This is a genomic window from Desulfovibrio oxyclinae DSM 11498 (genome assembly GCF_000375485.1).
Taxonomy (GTDB): domain Bacteria; phylum Desulfobacterota; class Desulfovibrionia; order Desulfovibrionales; family Desulfovibrionaceae; genus Pseudodesulfovibrio; species Pseudodesulfovibrio oxyclinae.
The window spans coordinates 198,681-213,528 of the sequence record NZ_AQXE01000002.1 but is presented as its reverse complement, the minus strand read 5'-3'; the positions used below and the strand labels follow the sequence as shown (position 1 = coordinate 213,528).

The 14,848-nt window shown below is 60.0% G+C and carries 15 protein-coding genes; 4 read left to right on the top strand and 11 right to left on the bottom strand.

Annotated elements, in window-relative coordinates; all coding sequences use genetic code 11:
* Positions 1-93 precede the first annotated feature (93 nt).
* The 6 genes from B149_RS0103660 to B149_RS0103635 all read right to left on the bottom strand — a co-directional run bounded on the left by B149_RS0103660 (position 94) and on the right by B149_RS0103635 (position 3,623).
* Entirely contained in the window at positions 94-441 is a 348-nt protein-coding gene (locus B149_RS0103660) for a hypothetical protein (protein WP_245533186.1), read from the bottom strand.
* Between the two features lie 206 nt (positions 442-647).
* The gene (locus tag B149_RS0103655; RefSeq protein ID WP_018123810.1) at positions 648-1,337 is read right to left on the bottom strand and encodes a DVU0298 family protein; all 690 of its coding nucleotides are present in this window, start codon (positions 1,335-1,337) and stop codon (positions 648-650) included.
* A gap of 34 nt (positions 1,338-1,371) precedes the next feature.
* Complete coding sequence (locus B149_RS0103650; RefSeq protein WP_018123809.1) at positions 1,372-1,992, bottom strand: tetratricopeptide repeat protein; 621 nt, start codon at positions 1,990-1,992, stop codon at positions 1,372-1,374.
* 16 nt (positions 1,993-2,008) lie between these two features.
* Positions 2,009-2,365, bottom strand: coding sequence for a hypothetical protein (locus tag B149_RS0103645; protein ID WP_018123808.1), 357 nt, complete (start codon positions 2,363-2,365; stop codon positions 2,009-2,011).
* 9 nt (positions 2,366-2,374) lie between these two features.
* A complete protein-coding gene (locus B149_RS0103640; protein WP_018123807.1) occupies positions 2,375-3,208 on the bottom strand; it encodes a YkgJ family cysteine cluster protein in 834 nt (277 codons plus the stop codon).
* Positions 3,209-3,434: 226 nt separating this feature from the next.
* Entirely contained in the window at positions 3,435-3,623 is a 189-nt protein-coding gene (locus tag B149_RS0103635; protein WP_018123806.1) for a ferredoxin, read from the bottom strand.
* 312 nt (positions 3,624-3,935) lie between these two features.
* Between B149_RS0103635 and B149_RS0103630 the strand changes: the two genes are divergently transcribed.
* Complete coding sequence (locus B149_RS0103630; RefSeq protein WP_018123805.1) at positions 3,936-5,138, top strand: aminopeptidase; 1,203 nt, start codon at positions 3,936-3,938, stop codon at positions 5,136-5,138.
* Positions 5,139-5,156: 18 nt separating this feature from the next.
* Positions 5,157-7,109: a molybdopterin biosynthesis protein gene (locus tag B149_RS0103625; protein ID WP_018123804.1), complete on the top strand. Its 1,953-nt coding sequence runs from the start codon at positions 5,157-5,159 to the stop codon at positions 7,107-7,109.
* Between the two features lie 21 nt (positions 7,110-7,130).
* Here B149_RS0103625 and B149_RS0103620 read toward each other — a convergent pair whose 3' ends face one another.
* Together B149_RS0103620 and argS are read right to left on the bottom strand one after the other, a co-directional pair.
* Positions 7,131-7,853, bottom strand: coding sequence for an SPOR domain-containing protein (locus B149_RS0103620; protein ID WP_018123803.1), 723 nt, complete (start codon positions 7,851-7,853; stop codon positions 7,131-7,133).
* 15 nt (positions 7,854-7,868) lie between these two features.
* Positions 7,869-9,512 (bottom strand): arginine--tRNA ligase, encoded by a 1,644-nt coding sequence (argS, locus tag B149_RS0103615; RefSeq protein WP_018123802.1) that lies wholly within the window; start codon positions 9,510-9,512, stop codon positions 7,869-7,871.
* 185 nt (positions 9,513-9,697) lie between these two features.
* Here argS and B149_RS0103610 point away from each other — a divergent pair, with 185 nt between their 5' ends.
* Positions 9,698-10,672 (top strand): ABC transporter substrate-binding protein, encoded by a 975-nt coding sequence (locus tag B149_RS0103610; RefSeq protein WP_018123801.1) that lies wholly within the window; start codon positions 9,698-9,700, stop codon positions 10,670-10,672.
* On the top strand, positions 10,672-11,457 hold the full coding sequence (locus tag B149_RS0103605; RefSeq protein WP_018123800.1) for an ABC transporter permease: 786 nt from the start codon (positions 10,672-10,674) through the stop codon (positions 11,455-11,457). The genes B149_RS0103610 and B149_RS0103605 overlap by 1 nt, the downstream gene beginning before the upstream one ends.
* 696 nt (positions 11,458-12,153) lie before the next feature.
* On the opposite strand, the gene gltX is transcribed toward B149_RS0103605, so the two are convergent.
* The 3 genes from gltX to B149_RS0103585 all read right to left on the bottom strand — a co-directional run bounded on the left by gltX (position 12,154) and on the right by B149_RS0103585 (position 14,841).
* Positions 12,154-13,557, bottom strand: a complete 1,404-nt coding sequence (gltX, locus tag B149_RS0103595; RefSeq protein WP_018123799.1) for a glutamate--tRNA ligase — start codon at positions 13,555-13,557, stop codon at positions 12,154-12,156.
* 86 nt (positions 13,558-13,643) lie between these two features.
* The gene (locus B149_RS0103590; RefSeq protein WP_018123798.1) at positions 13,644-13,868 is read right to left on the bottom strand and encodes a NifU family protein; all 225 of its coding nucleotides are present in this window, start codon (positions 13,866-13,868) and stop codon (positions 13,644-13,646) included.
* 55 nt (positions 13,869-13,923) lie between these two features.
* Positions 13,924-14,841: an HDOD domain-containing protein gene (locus B149_RS0103585; protein ID WP_425386873.1), complete on the bottom strand. Its 918-nt coding sequence runs from the start codon at positions 14,839-14,841 to the stop codon at positions 13,924-13,926.
* Positions 14,842-14,848 lie beyond the last annotated feature (7 nt).

Genomic DNA, 14,848 nt, shown 5'->3' with positions numbered 1-14,848 from the left:
CCCGGATCGCCCGGCCCCGTCACCTTGTGACACCCCGGACCCCGCCGATTTCACAACGCATCGGCTGCACCGGAGCATGACCGTGTATGCAGGTCAGTCCCTGTCGGCATGCTCCATGCGTGCGATATCCACCACATCATAGAAAATGATGCTCAGAATGGCCGACCAGCCCACGCCATGGAAGAGAATGTTGCCTGTGGGATCCAGAGAAGTCTCGATGGTGTTCAGCACCGCGCTGATAAGAAAGACGGAGCAGCTCAGCAGCAGCACGCCCAGCATGTGACATGCCCAGTACAGCGCCCTGCTTTTCTGCTCCCTGTAGCTGATGGCCGTCCACATCTGCATCATGGTCGCCCAGATGATGGGAATGGCCACGAAAAACAGCAGCAGGTTGTTTTCATCCGGCAGCCTGACATCCAGCCAGAACTCGAAAAACCACACCCCGACCACAAAAATGAGGAGATCCCTCACAAGCACATGTAAAATCATTCGCGAAGGCTAATTGAGAACGAAGCGATGGGCAAGTCGCATGACTACCGCCCGGGATCGGGTCGGTTTCGCCCACAAAAAAGATGTCAACTTCCGGAATCGGCATAAAAAAAGGCGGAACCGAAGTCCCGCCCTTCATTTTCAGTATTTCGTGAAGATCACTCCATGCGCTGCATGGCTTCGAGGGCGAGGCCGCCGACGGTGCAGTCTTCAACCTGACCGTTGCGGAAAAGTTGCAGCTGTCCCGCGTCTTCGGTGAGCATCCCCAGTGCTTCACGGGCTTCCTCGTATTGGAGAATGCCCAGCGTCCAGGCCGCGAGGCCCCGATTCGAGGCATCCGCGTCACTCAGGGCGGGCACGAGGAACCGCGCATGGGGACGCACGTACTTGGGTCGCTCCTGAGACAGTCTGCCAAGCGCCCAGAAGACGCCGCGTCGCAATTCGGGGTGATCAAGGTAGTTGCCGTCGCACTCATCGTCGCAGAAGATGTACGAGGCGAGAATTGAGGCGAATTCGTCAGCCAGACGTTCGTCCTGCACCATGGCCTCGGCCATGGCTTCGGGAACGCCCCAGCCGAGGTTTCCAGACTCCTCGTTCATGTACCACATGAAGGTTCGCATGAGCACGCGGGCCTTTTCCATGCCTGCGTCCGCCATGCGCTTTGCCACCAGCCCGAAGGCTCTGGCCGTGCGCCAACGCACGTCCTGATCCCTGTCGAGGCGGAGCGAAAACAGCGGGCCCACCAGCTGTCCGGGGGCCCACTGGTTCAATTCTTCGAGTCTCGACTCCCATTCGCGAGAGGCGAGAATCTCCCTGACCGATTTCTTCGTCTGGCGGAAACGGGACATGTATTCCCTTCCTTCCGCCGGGACTTCCGGCGGGTTACAGGTTGGACTCGACTTCCTTCCGAAGATCTTCGGGCGGTTCGAATCCGGTTTCGGCGGCCTTGTCGAGGCAGTCCTTGGCCTTCTTCCACTCGCCGTGATGCACGTTGACAATGGCGAGGTTGTTCCAGGCCGGTCCGAATTTCTCGTTGAGTTGCAGGCACTTGTCGAGATTCTTTTCGGCTTCTTCATAGTCGCCGATGGCGATGTAGGCGCTACCGAGGGTAGCCAGCACCTGCACGAATTCGGGATCGTACTTCAGGGCGCGCTTGAACGTCTGGATGGCCTTGTCCACTTCGCCCTTTTCGAGCTGGATGTAGCCTACATTGCCCCAGGGCACGGCGAAGAAGGGACGAACCTTGGTGGCCTGAATGTTGTAGTTCAGGCAACCGTCGAGGTCGCCGCGCTGCAGGGCGATGCCGCCGAGCTGCACGTAGGCCTCGGCCATGCGCGGGGATTCCGCCACGCAGTCGAGGAAGTAGCGTTCGGCATCCATGAACTCACGCTTGGAGAGCAGGGCCACGCCCAGATTGTACATGGTATTGGCACAGCCGGCGTTCTTTTCCAGCTTGGCCTTGAGGTCGGCGATGTAATCGTCGAGATTATCGAATTTCTGCATGTTCCCGTCCTTGAAGTTATGGCTTGATGCCGCGCTTGCGGGTCAGTTCCTCGTACCAGAGGCAATACTCGTATATGGGTCGAACCTTCTCGAAGTTCATGACCAGCATGACGTTGAATTCGTTGATCGCGTCCACGAATTCCTGATTGAGCTGTGCACCCTTGTCGCGCAAGAACAGGTGCGTAAGCTGATGCGCCGTGTGACCGGTGGCGTCCGTGCGCAGGTCGATGGGGTCGAACGGCTTTTCGAACGGGTCCCACTTGTCGAAGCCGATGCGGTCCACGAACTTGCGTCGCCTCGGCGACATCTTGTCGTACATGAGCCGCTTTTGCTCTTCGCGCTCTTCGGGCGTGAGGGTCGCTTCCTGAATCATGGGGTCCCCCTATTCGTCGTCGCCGCCGAGCACGATGGAGAAGGAGTTCTCCTTGCAGCTGGCGCAGAGCGACTTGTCCGAGTCACAGGTGTTGCAGGCCTCGGAGGGTGCGTCCTCCATCTTGGGGATGGACGCTCCGGATGCCTGAGGCTGCGGCGCGGGTGCGGCGGCTTCCGGCTTGGCGTCATCGCCGGGCTTGCGCACGCCGAGGTAATCCTCATTGTAATCCGTAACCAGCGCCATGGAAAGAGGCACCAACATCTCGTGAATGGCCTTGTACTTGGAGCCGAGATGCTCCGCGATGTCGCGGCTGATGTCCATGAGGCGCTCGTGGATCATGTCCACGTGAACGGTGGGATACTTCTCGCCGCCCTTGAATCCGGACTTTGCGCAGGTGTGCCCCTTGCCTTCGATGGCCGTGGGCACGCCGTAGAGACGGCAGGTGATGGGGCGCTTGTCGTACATCACGCAGAGGTCTCCCTCTCCGAGCATGGGACAGCGCATACGGGTGCGCGCGACGGTCTCGAAAATTTCTTCGGTGGATTTGCCCGCCTGACTCGCCTTCCACAGCTCCCGCTTGAGGCGGAAGAGCTGGCGATCAATGTCTGCGGCGCGTTCCATGATGTCATTGCGCTCCAGTCCGGCAAAACGTTCCCGGAAGTGGTGATTGACGTAGAGCGCTTCAACGAGGGAGAGGTCGAAGAGGGCATAGCAGCAGTCGCTGCAGCCCTTCTCACAGCGCACCTGCTCCGGAAAATCGGTTTCGAATTTGTTGAAGACGGCGTCCACCTCGGACACGAGTTCTTCATACCGTTCAAAAAACTGGGTGAAATCCAAAGCCATGTATTTCGCTCCTTGGGCCGCCGAGGTGTCTTCTACGGCGTGTCGGTCTGAGATTTGACCAATGAAATAAGTCGTTGAGGCATATCGTCAACCCCGGCCCCGAGTAAAAAAAACCGCCCCGGAGGGCGTTGTCCCTGCCGTACGGGCGGCATGTGGCTTGTCGGGCGCAAATATACTGCCGGGGACGGCCTGAGCCTCCCCCGGCAGTTTGCGTACGAAACGAGGGTTAGTCTTCCTCGATGACGATGGCGTCCTGCTCGCAGACTTCCACGCAGGATTCGCAGCCGAGGCATTCTTCTTCATTCACGGCAACGGCCTTGCCGTCCTGAAGTTCGTACACTTCGGTGGGGCAGACGTCCACACATTCACCGTCGCCGGTGCACTTCTCAACGTCGATAGTAATCCTGTAACCCATGATTTCCTCCAAAATGAGTATTTTTCTTGATCCGCAACGCTCACCGCCGTGCGGTGGCGCATTGCAGGAGCATCCCTTAGCATTACGCTTCCGGGCGCGCAACACAAAACCCCTTGCGCAGGGTTTCGGGCGGCGCGCACTTTGTGTCGGAATCGAGTTTTGCCAATAGCCCCAACCCCCGGCCCTGTCAAGCACCGACGCCCGTTTTCAAAGGCTCATGGCGACCAAACTGTGAAAGCCCTGTTGAACTCCCGTGCGCGGTAGTCTATCTTGCCCGGACGACCTAAGAATCATTCAACACGGAGTTATTCAATGTTCACCCCGGAAGAACTCAAGAAATATGCCCAGACCCTCTGGTGGGGGCTGGAAACCGCACGCACCCGTCCTTACGAAAGAGGCGACATGGTCATGCTGCGCTACGATCTCGACGCCCTGCCGCTGGCCGAAGCCATGTTCGACCTGCTCATGGACAAGGGAGTGATTCCCGTCCCCCGCGCCAACCTCTCCACCGAAATGGAAAAGAGCTTCTACGGCAAGGGCGACGACCGGCAGATCGAGACCGTCCCTCCTGGCGACAAGCCGCTGATGGAAAACCTCAACGGCGTTATCTCCCTCATCGCCCCGGCCTCCCTCACCCATCTCAAGGATGTCGATCCGGCACGGCTGGGCAAGGCCGCCGTGTCCCGCAAATTCCTGCGGGAGATCATGGAAGGCCGCGAACAGTCCGGCGATTTCGCATGGACCCTTTGCATGTATCCCACGCAGGCGCTGGCCGACTCTGCATCCATGAGCCTTGATGAATACAAGCAGGAAATCGTCAACGCCTGCTTCCTCGACAAGGAAGACCCCGAGGCCGAATGGAACGTGATCTTCGAGCAGACCCTGAAGGTGAAACAGTGGCTCAACGAGCTGCCCATCCGCCGCATCCGGGTCAAATCCGAAAGCACAGACCTCGTGGTGACGCCCGGTGAAAAACGCCGCTGGCTCGGCGTGTCCGGGCACAACCTGCCCAGCTTCGAGATTTTCACCTCCCCCGACTGGCACGGCACGGAAGGCGTCTACTACGCCGACCAGCCCTCTTTCCGCTCCGGCAACTACGTCAAGGGCGTGCGCCTGACCTTCAAGGACGGCCGCGTTGTCGAATCCGACGCCGAGGAAGGCGCGGAGTTCGTGGCCAAGCAGCTCGCCATGGATGAAGGCGCGCCGCAGCTTGGCGAGTTTTCCCTGACCGACCGCCGCTTCTCGCGCATCGGCAAGTTCATGGCCAACACGCTGTTCGACGAGAACTTCGGCGGCGATTACGGCAACTGCCACGTTGCCGTGGGCGCTTCCTATGCCGACACCTACGCGGGTGATCAATCCGAGCTGGATCAGAACCTCAAGAAGCAGCTCGGCTTCAACGACTCCGCGCTGCACTGGGATCTGGTGAACACCGAGCCCAAGACCGTCACCGCCGAGCTGGAAGACGGCTCCGAGGTGCTCATCTACGAAAACGGCGAGTTCAAGCACGAATAACCGTCCGGGGAGGACGCCATGGGCCGCAACATCTACCTGACCACCACGCCGGTGCCCGAAGCGCTTGAGCGTGCCAAGAACAGCCTCGACCGGGACACTCTCTGCCCCGCCGAGACCATCCCCGCACACGAGGCGGCCGGACGCGTCACGGCAAAAGCCGTCTACGCGCGCTGCTCGTCGCCCACCTTTCACGCCGCCGCCATGGACGGCATCGCCGTCCGGGCCGAGGACACCTTCCCGGCCCGTGAGGACGAACCGGTGAGGCTCACCCGAGGCGACGGCTACCAGCCCGTCAACACGGGCAATCCGCTGCCGGAGAACCGCAACGCGGTCATCATGGTGGAAAACGTGGTGCAGGTGGATGACGACACCGTGGAGATTGAAGCCCCTGCCGCACCGTGGCAGCACGTCCGGCGCATCGGCGAGGACATCGTCTCCACCGAGCTGCTCATTCCGCAGGGCAGGCTGCTCACGCCGTACGACGTGGGCGCCCTGCTCTCCGCAGGCATTTACGAGTTGGAAGTGCGCGGCAGGGTCGCTGCCCGCTTCATCCCAACCGGCGACGAAGTGCTCGACTTCTCCAAGTGCCCCGCTCCCCGGGCCGGACAGGTCATCGAGTCCAACTCGCAGGTATTCGTCTCCCTCGCCCGCGAGTGGGGCCTCGAAGCCGAAAGCGTCCCAGTGGTCCCCGATGACCGGACCAGCCTCAAGAAAGCGGTCATCGACGCACTGGCCCAAGGCTGCAACATCGTGGTGGTGGGAGCCGGATCCTCGGCAGGCAGTAAGGACTTCACGCGGGCGGTGTTCGAGGAGTTGGGCAACGTGCTGGTGCACGGCATCAACGTCATGCCCGGCAAGCCGACCCTGCTGGCTGTTTCGGGAGAAGCCTCCGGATATCCCGGCAGGCTCCTTGTGGGTGCCCCGGGCTATCCCGTCAGCGCGGCCGTCTGTTACGAGGAACTGCTCGGGCCGCTGGCCGCGTGGATGGAACGCCGCCCCGCTCCCCGTCGCCCCGAAACCGAAGCCGTGCTCACCCGCAAGCTGCCGAGCAAGCCGGGCATGGAGGAAGTGGTGCGCCTCGCCATGGGCCGCGTGGACGACCGCATCGTCGCCACGCCGTTGGGCCGCGGAGCCGGGATGATCACCACCCTGACCAAGGCGCAGGGCTACACCACCATCCCCGCCACCATGGAAGGCGTGGAAGCGGGCGAAACCGTTTCCGCTCGCCTGCTGGTGCCGCCCGACGAAGTCGAACGCGTACTTGTGCATGTGGGCAGCCACGACAACATTCTGGATGTGCTCGCCGACGAGCTCATGGGCATGGACGAGCCATGGCGACTGGTCTCTGCGCACGTGGGCAGCATGGGTGGTCTCAACGCCCTGAAGGCTGGCTCCGCCCTATTCGCGGGCTGCCACCTGTTCGATCCCGAAAGCGGGGACTTCAACTTTCCTTTTCTGGAAAAATACCTTCCCGGCATGGACCTGAGCGTGATCAACCTCGCCATCCGGCATCAGGGCCTCATCGTGCCCAAAGGCAACCCCAAGGGCATCACGGGCATCGAAAGCCTGACCCGCGAGGATCTGACGTTCATCAACCGTCAGCGCGGCGCGGGCACCCGCATCCTGCTGGATCATCATTTGAAGAAGGAAGGGATCACGCCTCACAGCGTGCAAGGGTACGACAACGAAGAGTTCACCCACATGGCCGTGGCCGTGAACGTGCTCACTGGCGCGGCGGACTGCGGCATGGGAATCATGGCTGCGGCGCGGGCGCTCGATCTGGACTTCGTTCCGCTGGCGCGCGAACGCTACGATCTGGCGATCCCAAGCCGGTTCATGGACGATCCGCGCGTGACCACCCTGCTGGAGCTCATTCGTTCGGATGCCCTGCTGAAACGGATAGGAAAACTTGGCGGCTACGAAACCACCCTGACCGGACGCCAGATGGTTCCGGGGACGGGACTTGGTTGATTCTGACGATTGACGCGGAAGCTACCCGTCGGCAGCGACGGGTTTCTTCTGCTTCATGAGAGGCTTGCTGATACCGAACTTTTCCAGAACCGACTTCATGGACTCGGTGGATTCCGGCGTGCCGCGATGCAGCACCATGACCCGATACCAGTTGCCGCTGCTGGTCTCGAACGCTTCCACCCGGGATACCAGTTGGGCCTTGTTGATCTTCGCGGCCAGCTTCATGGCCATGTCGCGATCTCGGAACGAGGCGGCCTGATACACGTAGTCGTAGACGTTTTCCCCGGCAGTGACGGCAGCGTTCTTTTCCTGCTGGGCGGGCTCGCTTTTCTCAGCGGCTTTCTTTTCAGCCTTTTCCTCCACCTTCTTTTCGGAAGGCTCGGGTTTCTCGGGCTTTTTCGGCTTGGGCTTGGCTGGCGCTTTGGAAAGGTTTTCGGGGTAGCTCAAGTCTTCCGGCTTGAGCACCTCGCGATCCCCATCATTATCAGCCTTGGCCCCGTGTTCACTCACGGCAACGGGCTGTTCGGGCATCATGGCTGCAAGACGGGGCACCTTTTCCTCGACACGGTAGCCTCGCCCGACGAGCAGGCCGAGGATGAAGAAAAGGGTCAGGGCAAGCCCGGATATCCCGATGCCGCAGATCAGTCCGGGAACCGTCAGCCGGAGGTTCCAGACCTTGGGCTCCTTGGGAACCTTGGGCATTCGGGGTGTCTGTTTGCTTGCCTTTCTGCCGTTTGCAGCCATGATTATCCTCGTTGATTACATTCGCTCGGGCGCATTCACTCCGAGCAGAGAAAGGCCGTTCGCCAAAACGCTCGCCACGCTGTCAAGAAGCATGAGCCGCGCAGAGGCGACTTCCGGACCTGCCGAGAGGACATGAACTTTTGTATAGTACCTGTGAAGCGTTGATGCAAGTTCTTGCAGATACATACTGATTATATGCGGACTCTGCTGACGCGCGGCGGACTCCACGTAGTCGGGATACTGGTCCAGACACTTGAGCAGTTCCATGTCCTGCTCGGTGTCCAAGAGTGACAGCGACTGCGCGGAAGGCTCGGCCACGGAAACCCCTTCACCCTCGGCCTTGGTCTTCATGGAACAGACGCGGGCATGGGCGTACTGGACGTAGTAAACCGGGTTGTCCATGGTCTTCTGCTTGACCAGCTCAAGGTCGAAATCCAGCCGTGAATCGGACTTGCGGGACAGGAACATGAACCGCGAAGCGTCGGAGCCGACCTCGGAAACCACGTCGGCCAGCGTTTCGAACTGACCCGCGCGGGTGCTCATGGCCACAGGTTCACCGTTCTTCAGCAGGTTCACGAGGTTCACCAGAATGACGCTGAGTTGCCCCTTCCGGCCGATGGCTTCGCAGGCGGCCTGCATCCTCGGCACGTATCCGTGATGGTCCGCGCCCCAGATGTCGATGACCATATCGAAGCCGCGCTTGAACTTGTTGTCGTGGTAAGCGATGTCCGAGGCGAAATAGGTGGTGTCACCATTGGACTTGCGCAGCACTCGGTCCTTGTCGTCGCCGAACTGGGTGGAGCGGAACCAGAAGGCTCCTTCCTCATCGAATCCGAGACCGGACTCGCGAAGATCACCGAAGGTTTCATCAACCATGCCGTCATCCACGAGGCTCTTTTCCGAGAACCACACGTCGTGCCGCACGCCGAAAGCCTGCAGGTCACGCTGGATGCCTTCAAGGATTTCGTCCTTGCCGAAGATCTTGCAGATCTCCACGGCTTCGGCCTCGTCCATTTCGGTGAGGTCGGGGTGCTTCTCCAGCACGCGCCCGGCGATATCGGTGATGTATTCGCCCTTGTAGAAATCTTCCGGCTCGGCTGGGTTCAGGCCCTTTATCTGGCGGGCACGATACAGGATGGAGCCGCCGAGGATGAGCATCTGACGCCCGGCGTCGTTGATGTAGTATTCGCATTCAACGTCGTACCCGGCCTTTTCAAGGATGCGCGCGAGGCTGTCACCCAGCGCCGCGCCGCGACCGTGCCCGATGTGCAGCGGGCCGGTGGGGTTGGCGGACACGTACTCCACCTGAACCTTCGTCCCTTTTCCGGTCTCGACGTTTCCGTAAGATTCGCCCGCCTCGCGAACGACCTTCACGGTTTCGCGCCAGAAATCCGGAGAGAAAGTGAAATTCAGAAAACCGGGACCGGCGATGTCCACCTTTTCGATATTGGCATCACCGCCAAGCGCATCAGCAAGGTCCGTTGCGATATCACGCGGGGACTTTTTAGCCTGCTTGGCAAGCATCATGGCCACATTCGCGGACATGTCGCCGAATTGCTTGTCCTTGGGCGGCTCGATGACGGCCTTTTCGGGCCATTCCCAGCCCTTGCCTTCCACGGCTCCCTTCAGAGCCTCTTCAAGATATGTTTTTGCTCTCATGGCGCTTTGTATTCTCCTTGGATAAGTCGTCGCGCCGCTTTATCACGTTTGCCCACGAACTCCAAGTACATGATATGCCCACCAGTCGGCACCCAATCTCTTGCGATTTCGCAAAAGAATGAGTAATTACCACCGGGTCAGTTGCTATACATTTACGATTTCGTCATCAAAAAGGAGAGTGAGCGATGAAAAGACTGAGCACCATGCTGCTTATCGCGGCCTGTCTGCTGCTGGCCGCAGGCCCGGCGATGGCTTCCAAGACCCAGGTTCGCGTGGCCTTCGCCACATGGGTAGGCTACGCCCCCCTCTACATCGCGCAGGAAAAAGGCTTTTTCGACAAGTACGGCCTCGACGTCGATATCATGATCATCGACGACGAATCCCAGTACGCCGCCGCCATGGCATCCGGCAATATCGACGCACTGGGCAACGTCCTGGACCGCGAAGTCATCCACTTTGCCAAAGGCACCCCGGAAACCGTGCTCTTCGCCATGGACGAATCCTCCGGCGGTGACGGCATCATCGCAGGCAAAGGCATCGACTCTCTCGCCGACCTTCGCGGCAAGTCCATCGGCCTCGACAAGAGCTCCACATCCTATTTCTTCTTCCTCACCGCCCTGCAGAAAGCAGGCGTGCCCGAAGACTCCGTGACCATCCACGAAATGGGCGCATCCGACGCCGGAGCCGCATTCGTCGCCGGCAACCTCGACGCCGCCGTGTCCTGGGAACCGTGGCTCTCCAAGGCCTCCGAACGCGAAGGCGGCCACGTGCTCGCTTCCTCCAAGGAATTCCCCCGCACCATCGTGGACGTCTTCGTCATGCGCAAAGACTTCGCCGAAGAAAATCCCGAAGCCGCTGTGGGCATGACCAAGGCATGGTTCGAAGCCATTGAATGGTACCGCGCCAACCCCGATGAAGGAAACGCCATCATGGGCGAAGGCCTCGGCGAATCCGCAGAAGCCATCGCAGACATGGCCTCCGGCGTGACCTTCTTCGGCGCCGAAGGCAACCTCGAATTCTTCGACCGCGACACCGAAAACGATATCTACGAAGTCGCCGAACGCGCCGGCAAGTTCTGGCAGAAAAAGGGAATCATCTCCAGCGAACTCGCCACCGACTCCCTCATCACCGACAAATACATCAAGGAAGCCACCGAGTAATGGCCCTCGCCAAACGCATATCCAATAAAATCAAACCGGGAACGGGGCTGACCATGGCCTCGTTCCTGGTCATTTTAGGTATCTGGGCCGCCGTGGCCTACACCGGTTCGGTCAAGGAACTCTTCCTCCCCAAACCGCACCGCGTCTTTCAGGCCTTCGGCGAAATGTACAACGAAGGCATCCTGATCACCTACGCATGGGACTCCACCTACCGCGTCATGGTGGGCTGGGCCATGGCCGTCGCCACCGCCGTGCCCCTCGGCATGGGCATCGCCACCAGCCGACGCCTCGCCGCCCTCTTCCAGCCCCTCATGGAATTCGCCCGCTACCTGCCCGTCGTCGCACTGGTCCCCCTGACCCTGCTCTACTTCGGCATAGGCGACTTCCAGAAATTCATGGTCATCTTTCTCGGAACCTTCTTCCAACTCGTGCTCATGGTCGCCGATACCACAGCAGGCGTCCCCAAGGATCTCTCAAAAGCCGCAGCCACCCTCGGCGCCTCCAAATCACAGACCTATCGCCTCGTCCTCATCCCCGGAGCACTGCCCGGACTCATGGACGACCTGCGCATAACCGTCGGCTGGGCATGGACCTACCTCGTCGTAGCCGAACTCGTGGCAGCAAACTCCGGCCTCGGATACATGATCCTCAGGGCACAACGCTTCCTCGCCATCGACCGAATCTTCGCAGGACTCATCATCATAGGACTGCTCGGACTCGCCACCGACTGGCTCTTCCGCATCGCCACACGCGTCATAGTACCGTGGAGCGACAAAAACGCGTAAATCGGCACCACAGGCGACCAGAAACACGTTATGTCTCCGACGGGCAGGGGCGCTGCCCCTGCACCCCGCCAAAGGGGCGGGCCCCCTTTGGAATCCCTGAGTTGTCAGCGGCGTTGCAGCTGCCGGGTTCATGCGGCCGCAAAACCCGCGTCCCAGCTGCAACCCCGCTGACGGGGACGGAATGTGAATAAAGCCAAATTTACATTATCTTACGTTTGCTAGCCGGTATGGCACTCCCGGCAACAAAAGTAACATCCGTTCGATTTCTGATAACGTTTCTTCGCTTCACGCACTGCACCGCGACAATTGTCAAATCGTCCAAGATATATACGGTTCTCTGGCTTGGGCATGTGTGAACACCCATCCTTATGAACTTCATGGTCGCCATTACCCTGTGCGTTACGGTTCACGTAGTATCTAGACATTAGCCCTCCACATAAGACTAGAGATTTATACAAACTTGTCTATATCAGATAAATACTTTCCGCAAGCCCCGCCAAGCCGCCTACGAACCTCGGCTTTCCGACAGCTCCAATGCGGCTTGGCAAGCCAAATGTTTTTGGGAGATTCTTAAGAACCCTTTTGCAAAAGGGTTCTTAAGCCCCCGGAGGGCCGTCGGAGACCCGCCGGAGGCACAAAAAAAAGTCCGCCGACCATTATGGTCGGCGGACTTTTTATCGTCATCGCTGGTGAGGGCTACATATCGAGTGCGCGGCGAATGCGGGCGAGGGTTTCTTCACGTCCGAGCACGAGCATGGTGTCATAGATGCTTGGGCTTTTAGTGGTGCCGGTGACGGCGACGCGCAGGGGCTGGGCGAGCACTTTGAATTTGAGTTCACGTTCTTCGAGGACGCCTTTGCAGACGGCTTCGAGGGAGTCGTGGGTGAAGGTTTCGTCTGCTTCGAGTCGATTGAGGACGTCTTGCAGCAGCGGTTTGGCTTCTTCGGTAATGAACTTGGTGACGGCTTTTTCGTCGTAGGGAAGCGATGCGGCATCCACGATGAAGGGGCGCGCCTGCTCGACCATTTCGGGGATGGCTTTGGCGCGGGGCTGCAGGTGCGGCACGAGGGCCAGCACTTTATCGCGCGGTGCGGAGGCTGCTGCTTCTTCGCCGAGTTCGCGTCCGATGAAGTCCATGACCATGTCGGTCAGGCGTTCGGGGTCGGCTTCCTTGATCCAGTGGGCGTTGACCCATTCGAACTTCTTAAGGTCGAAGACGGACGGGGAGTTGCCGAGGTTGGCGGTATCGAAGAGGTCGATCATCTCCTGACGGGAGAAGATCTCCTGATCGCCGTGGGACCAGCCGAGACGCGCGAGGTAGTTGCATGCGGCTTCCGGCAGGTAGCCAAGCTTTTCGTATTCCATGACGGACAGGGCACCGTGGCGTTTGGAAAGTTTTTTCTTGTCCGGACCGAGGATCATGGGCACGTGGCCGAAGGTTGGGACTTCCCAGCCCATGGCCTTGTAGATGAGGATCTGACGCGGGGTGTTGTTAACGTGGTCGTCGCCGCGAAGGACGTGGTTCACGCCCATGTCGTGGTCGTCCACCACTACCGCGAGGTTGTAGGTCGGAGAGCCGTCGGAGCGGCGCAGGATCATGTCGTCCATTTCCTCGTTATTTACGGCGATGGGACCTTTGACCAGATCGTCGTAGGCGGTGACGCCGTCGAGGGGGGCCTTAAGGCGCACGACGCGGTCCGGTCCGGCTTCGAGTCCCTTTTCTCGGCAGGAGCCGTCGTATTTGGGCTTGCGGCCCTCGGCGCGGGCTTTCTCGCGCATGGCGTCCACCTGCTCCTTGGTACAGTCGCAATAGTAGGCGTGCCCTGCCTCGATGAGCTGGTCGATCACTTCGTTGTGCCTGTCGGCGCGTTCGCTCTGGTAGGTGATTTCGCCGTCGTGTTCCAGTCCGAGCCATTTCATGGCGTCGAGGATGGCGTCGATGGCTTCCTGGGTGCTGCGTTCACGATCGGTGTCTTCGACGCGCAGCAGAAATTTTCCGCCAGAATGGCGGGCGAGCAGCCAGGAAAACAGGGCGGTGCGTGCGCCGCCGATGTGCAGAAAACCCGTGGGACTCGGGGCAAACCGGGATACGATGGTCATGTCGGTCCTCTTCTTTGTCAGTAGCAACACGGCGTCCCCGGATGCACCGGCGACGCCTGTTCGTTGGTTCCGTGTGGGTGCGGAGGCTAGTCCGCGGGCTCCACGCCCTTCACTTCAGGGATGGCCTTGAGAATGGTGCGCTCGATGGCGTTCTTCAGGGTCACCTGAGACATGGGGCAACCTTTGCAGGCTCCCTGCAGGCGGACCTTGACGATGCCCTGATCGGTGATCTCCACCAACTCCACGTCACCGCCGTCGGCTTTGAGCATGGGGCGTACCTGTTCGAGCACGGCTTCAACTTTTTCGCGCATGTGTAGTGCCTCCGATTGAAATCTGGTGCCGAAGTAAGCCCTTTGCCGGGGGATGTCAACGCGGCTCGGGTATCAGGATGCTGAAGGAATCCTCAAGCTCGTCTTCAAGGCTGTGGATCATNTCCTCCAATTCGCCCGGGGTCAATCCAAGCGCGGCCCAGACCTCGGGGTAAGGCGGCTGCACATAGTATTCGCCGCTGGAGCCGATGCCCAGCCCGGTGGTGATGGTTTCGGCGCAGTGCACGAGAGCCGGCTCGGCTTCTTTCTGGGATTTCTTGGGGTTATGATGCTCAAGGACCCCCGCCACAAGGACGTAGGGGAAATTCCATTTGCGAAGCAGCATTCCACCGAGGGTTGCATGGTCGAATCCGAGCACGTCCACTTCGGTCTTGGAAAGCAGTTCGCCGCGACGTCTGGCCTCGGCCAGCAACACGGCCGCTTTTTCCGGCATGGTCTTGAAGAAAAGCAATTGGCCGATGTCGTGCAGCAGGCCCGCCACAAAAGCCCGTTCGGGCTGGCCCCTTCCGGTCATGATGCACAGCCGTCGCGCCACGAGGCCGCAGGTGATGGAGTGCATCCAGAACCGCTCCATATCCACGACTTCGGGCGGTATATCCTTGAAAAGATTCATGACCGAGGTGCCGATGGCCATGGTGGAAAGCTGTTTTACACCGATGACGGTCACGGCCCGCGAGATGGTGTCTATCTGCATGGGCAGGCTGTAAAAGGCCGAGTTGACCATGCGCAGCAGAAAGGCGGTGAGGCCGGGGTCCTGACTGATGATGGAGGCGAGATCGTCCGCGCCGGTGTTGGGCGCGTTGATGGCCTGCTGAAGCTCCATGAACACCTGCGGCAACGAGGGCAGCTGCTGGTCCTTGCGCAGAAAATCAAGAGGATCGACCTTTTCCTCGCCGATCTCCACAGGGGCCTCGGCGGAGCGCTCGGCTTCATACTTTTCGGGCCGGGCCGCCATGTCTTTG

Excerpts from the sequence above, each read along its gene's own strand:
- B149_RS0103655 (WP_018123810.1), bottom strand. The coding sequence starts at position 1,337 with ATGTCCCGTTTCCGCCAGACGAAGAAATCGGTCAGGGAGATTCTCGCC.
- B149_RS0103650 (WP_018123809.1), bottom strand. The coding sequence starts at position 1,992 with ATGCAGAAATTCGATAATCTCGACGATTACATCGCCGACCTCAAGGCC.
- B149_RS0103645 (WP_018123808.1), bottom strand. The coding sequence starts at position 2,365 with ATGATTCAGGAAGCGACCCTCACGCCCGAAGAGCGCGAAGAGCAAAAG.
- B149_RS0103640 (WP_018123807.1), bottom strand. The coding sequence starts at position 3,208 with ATGGCTTTGGATTTCACCCAGTTTTTTGAACGGTATGAAGAACTCGTG.
- B149_RS0103635 (WP_018123806.1), bottom strand. The coding sequence starts at position 3,623 with ATGGGTTACAGGATTACTATCGACGTTGAGAAGTGCACCGGCGACGGT.
- B149_RS0103630 (WP_018123805.1), top strand. The coding sequence starts at position 3,936 with ATGTTCACCCCGGAAGAACTCAAGAAATATGCCCAGACCCTCTGGTGG.
- B149_RS0103625 (WP_018123804.1), top strand. The coding sequence starts at position 5,157 with ATGGGCCGCAACATCTACCTGACCACCACGCCGGTGCCCGAAGCGCTT.
- B149_RS0103620 (WP_018123803.1), bottom strand. The coding sequence starts at position 7,853 with ATGGCTGCAAACGGCAGAAAGGCAAGCAAACAGACACCCCGAATGCCC.
- argS (WP_018123802.1), bottom strand. The coding sequence starts at position 9,512 with ATGAGAGCAAAAACATATCTTGAAGAGGCTCTGAAGGGAGCCGTGGAA.
- B149_RS0103610 (WP_018123801.1), top strand. The coding sequence starts at position 9,698 with ATGAAAAGACTGAGCACCATGCTGCTTATCGCGGCCTGTCTGCTGCTG.
- B149_RS0103605 (WP_018123800.1), top strand. The coding sequence starts at position 10,672 with ATGGCCCTCGCCAAACGCATATCCAATAAAATCAAACCGGGAACGGGG.
- gltX (WP_018123799.1), bottom strand. The coding sequence starts at position 13,557 with ATGACCATCGTATCCCGGTTTGCCCCGAGTCCCACGGGTTTTCTGCAC.
- B149_RS0103590 (WP_018123798.1), bottom strand. The coding sequence starts at position 13,868 with ATGCGCGAAAAAGTTGAAGCCGTGCTCGAACAGGTACGCCCCATGCTC.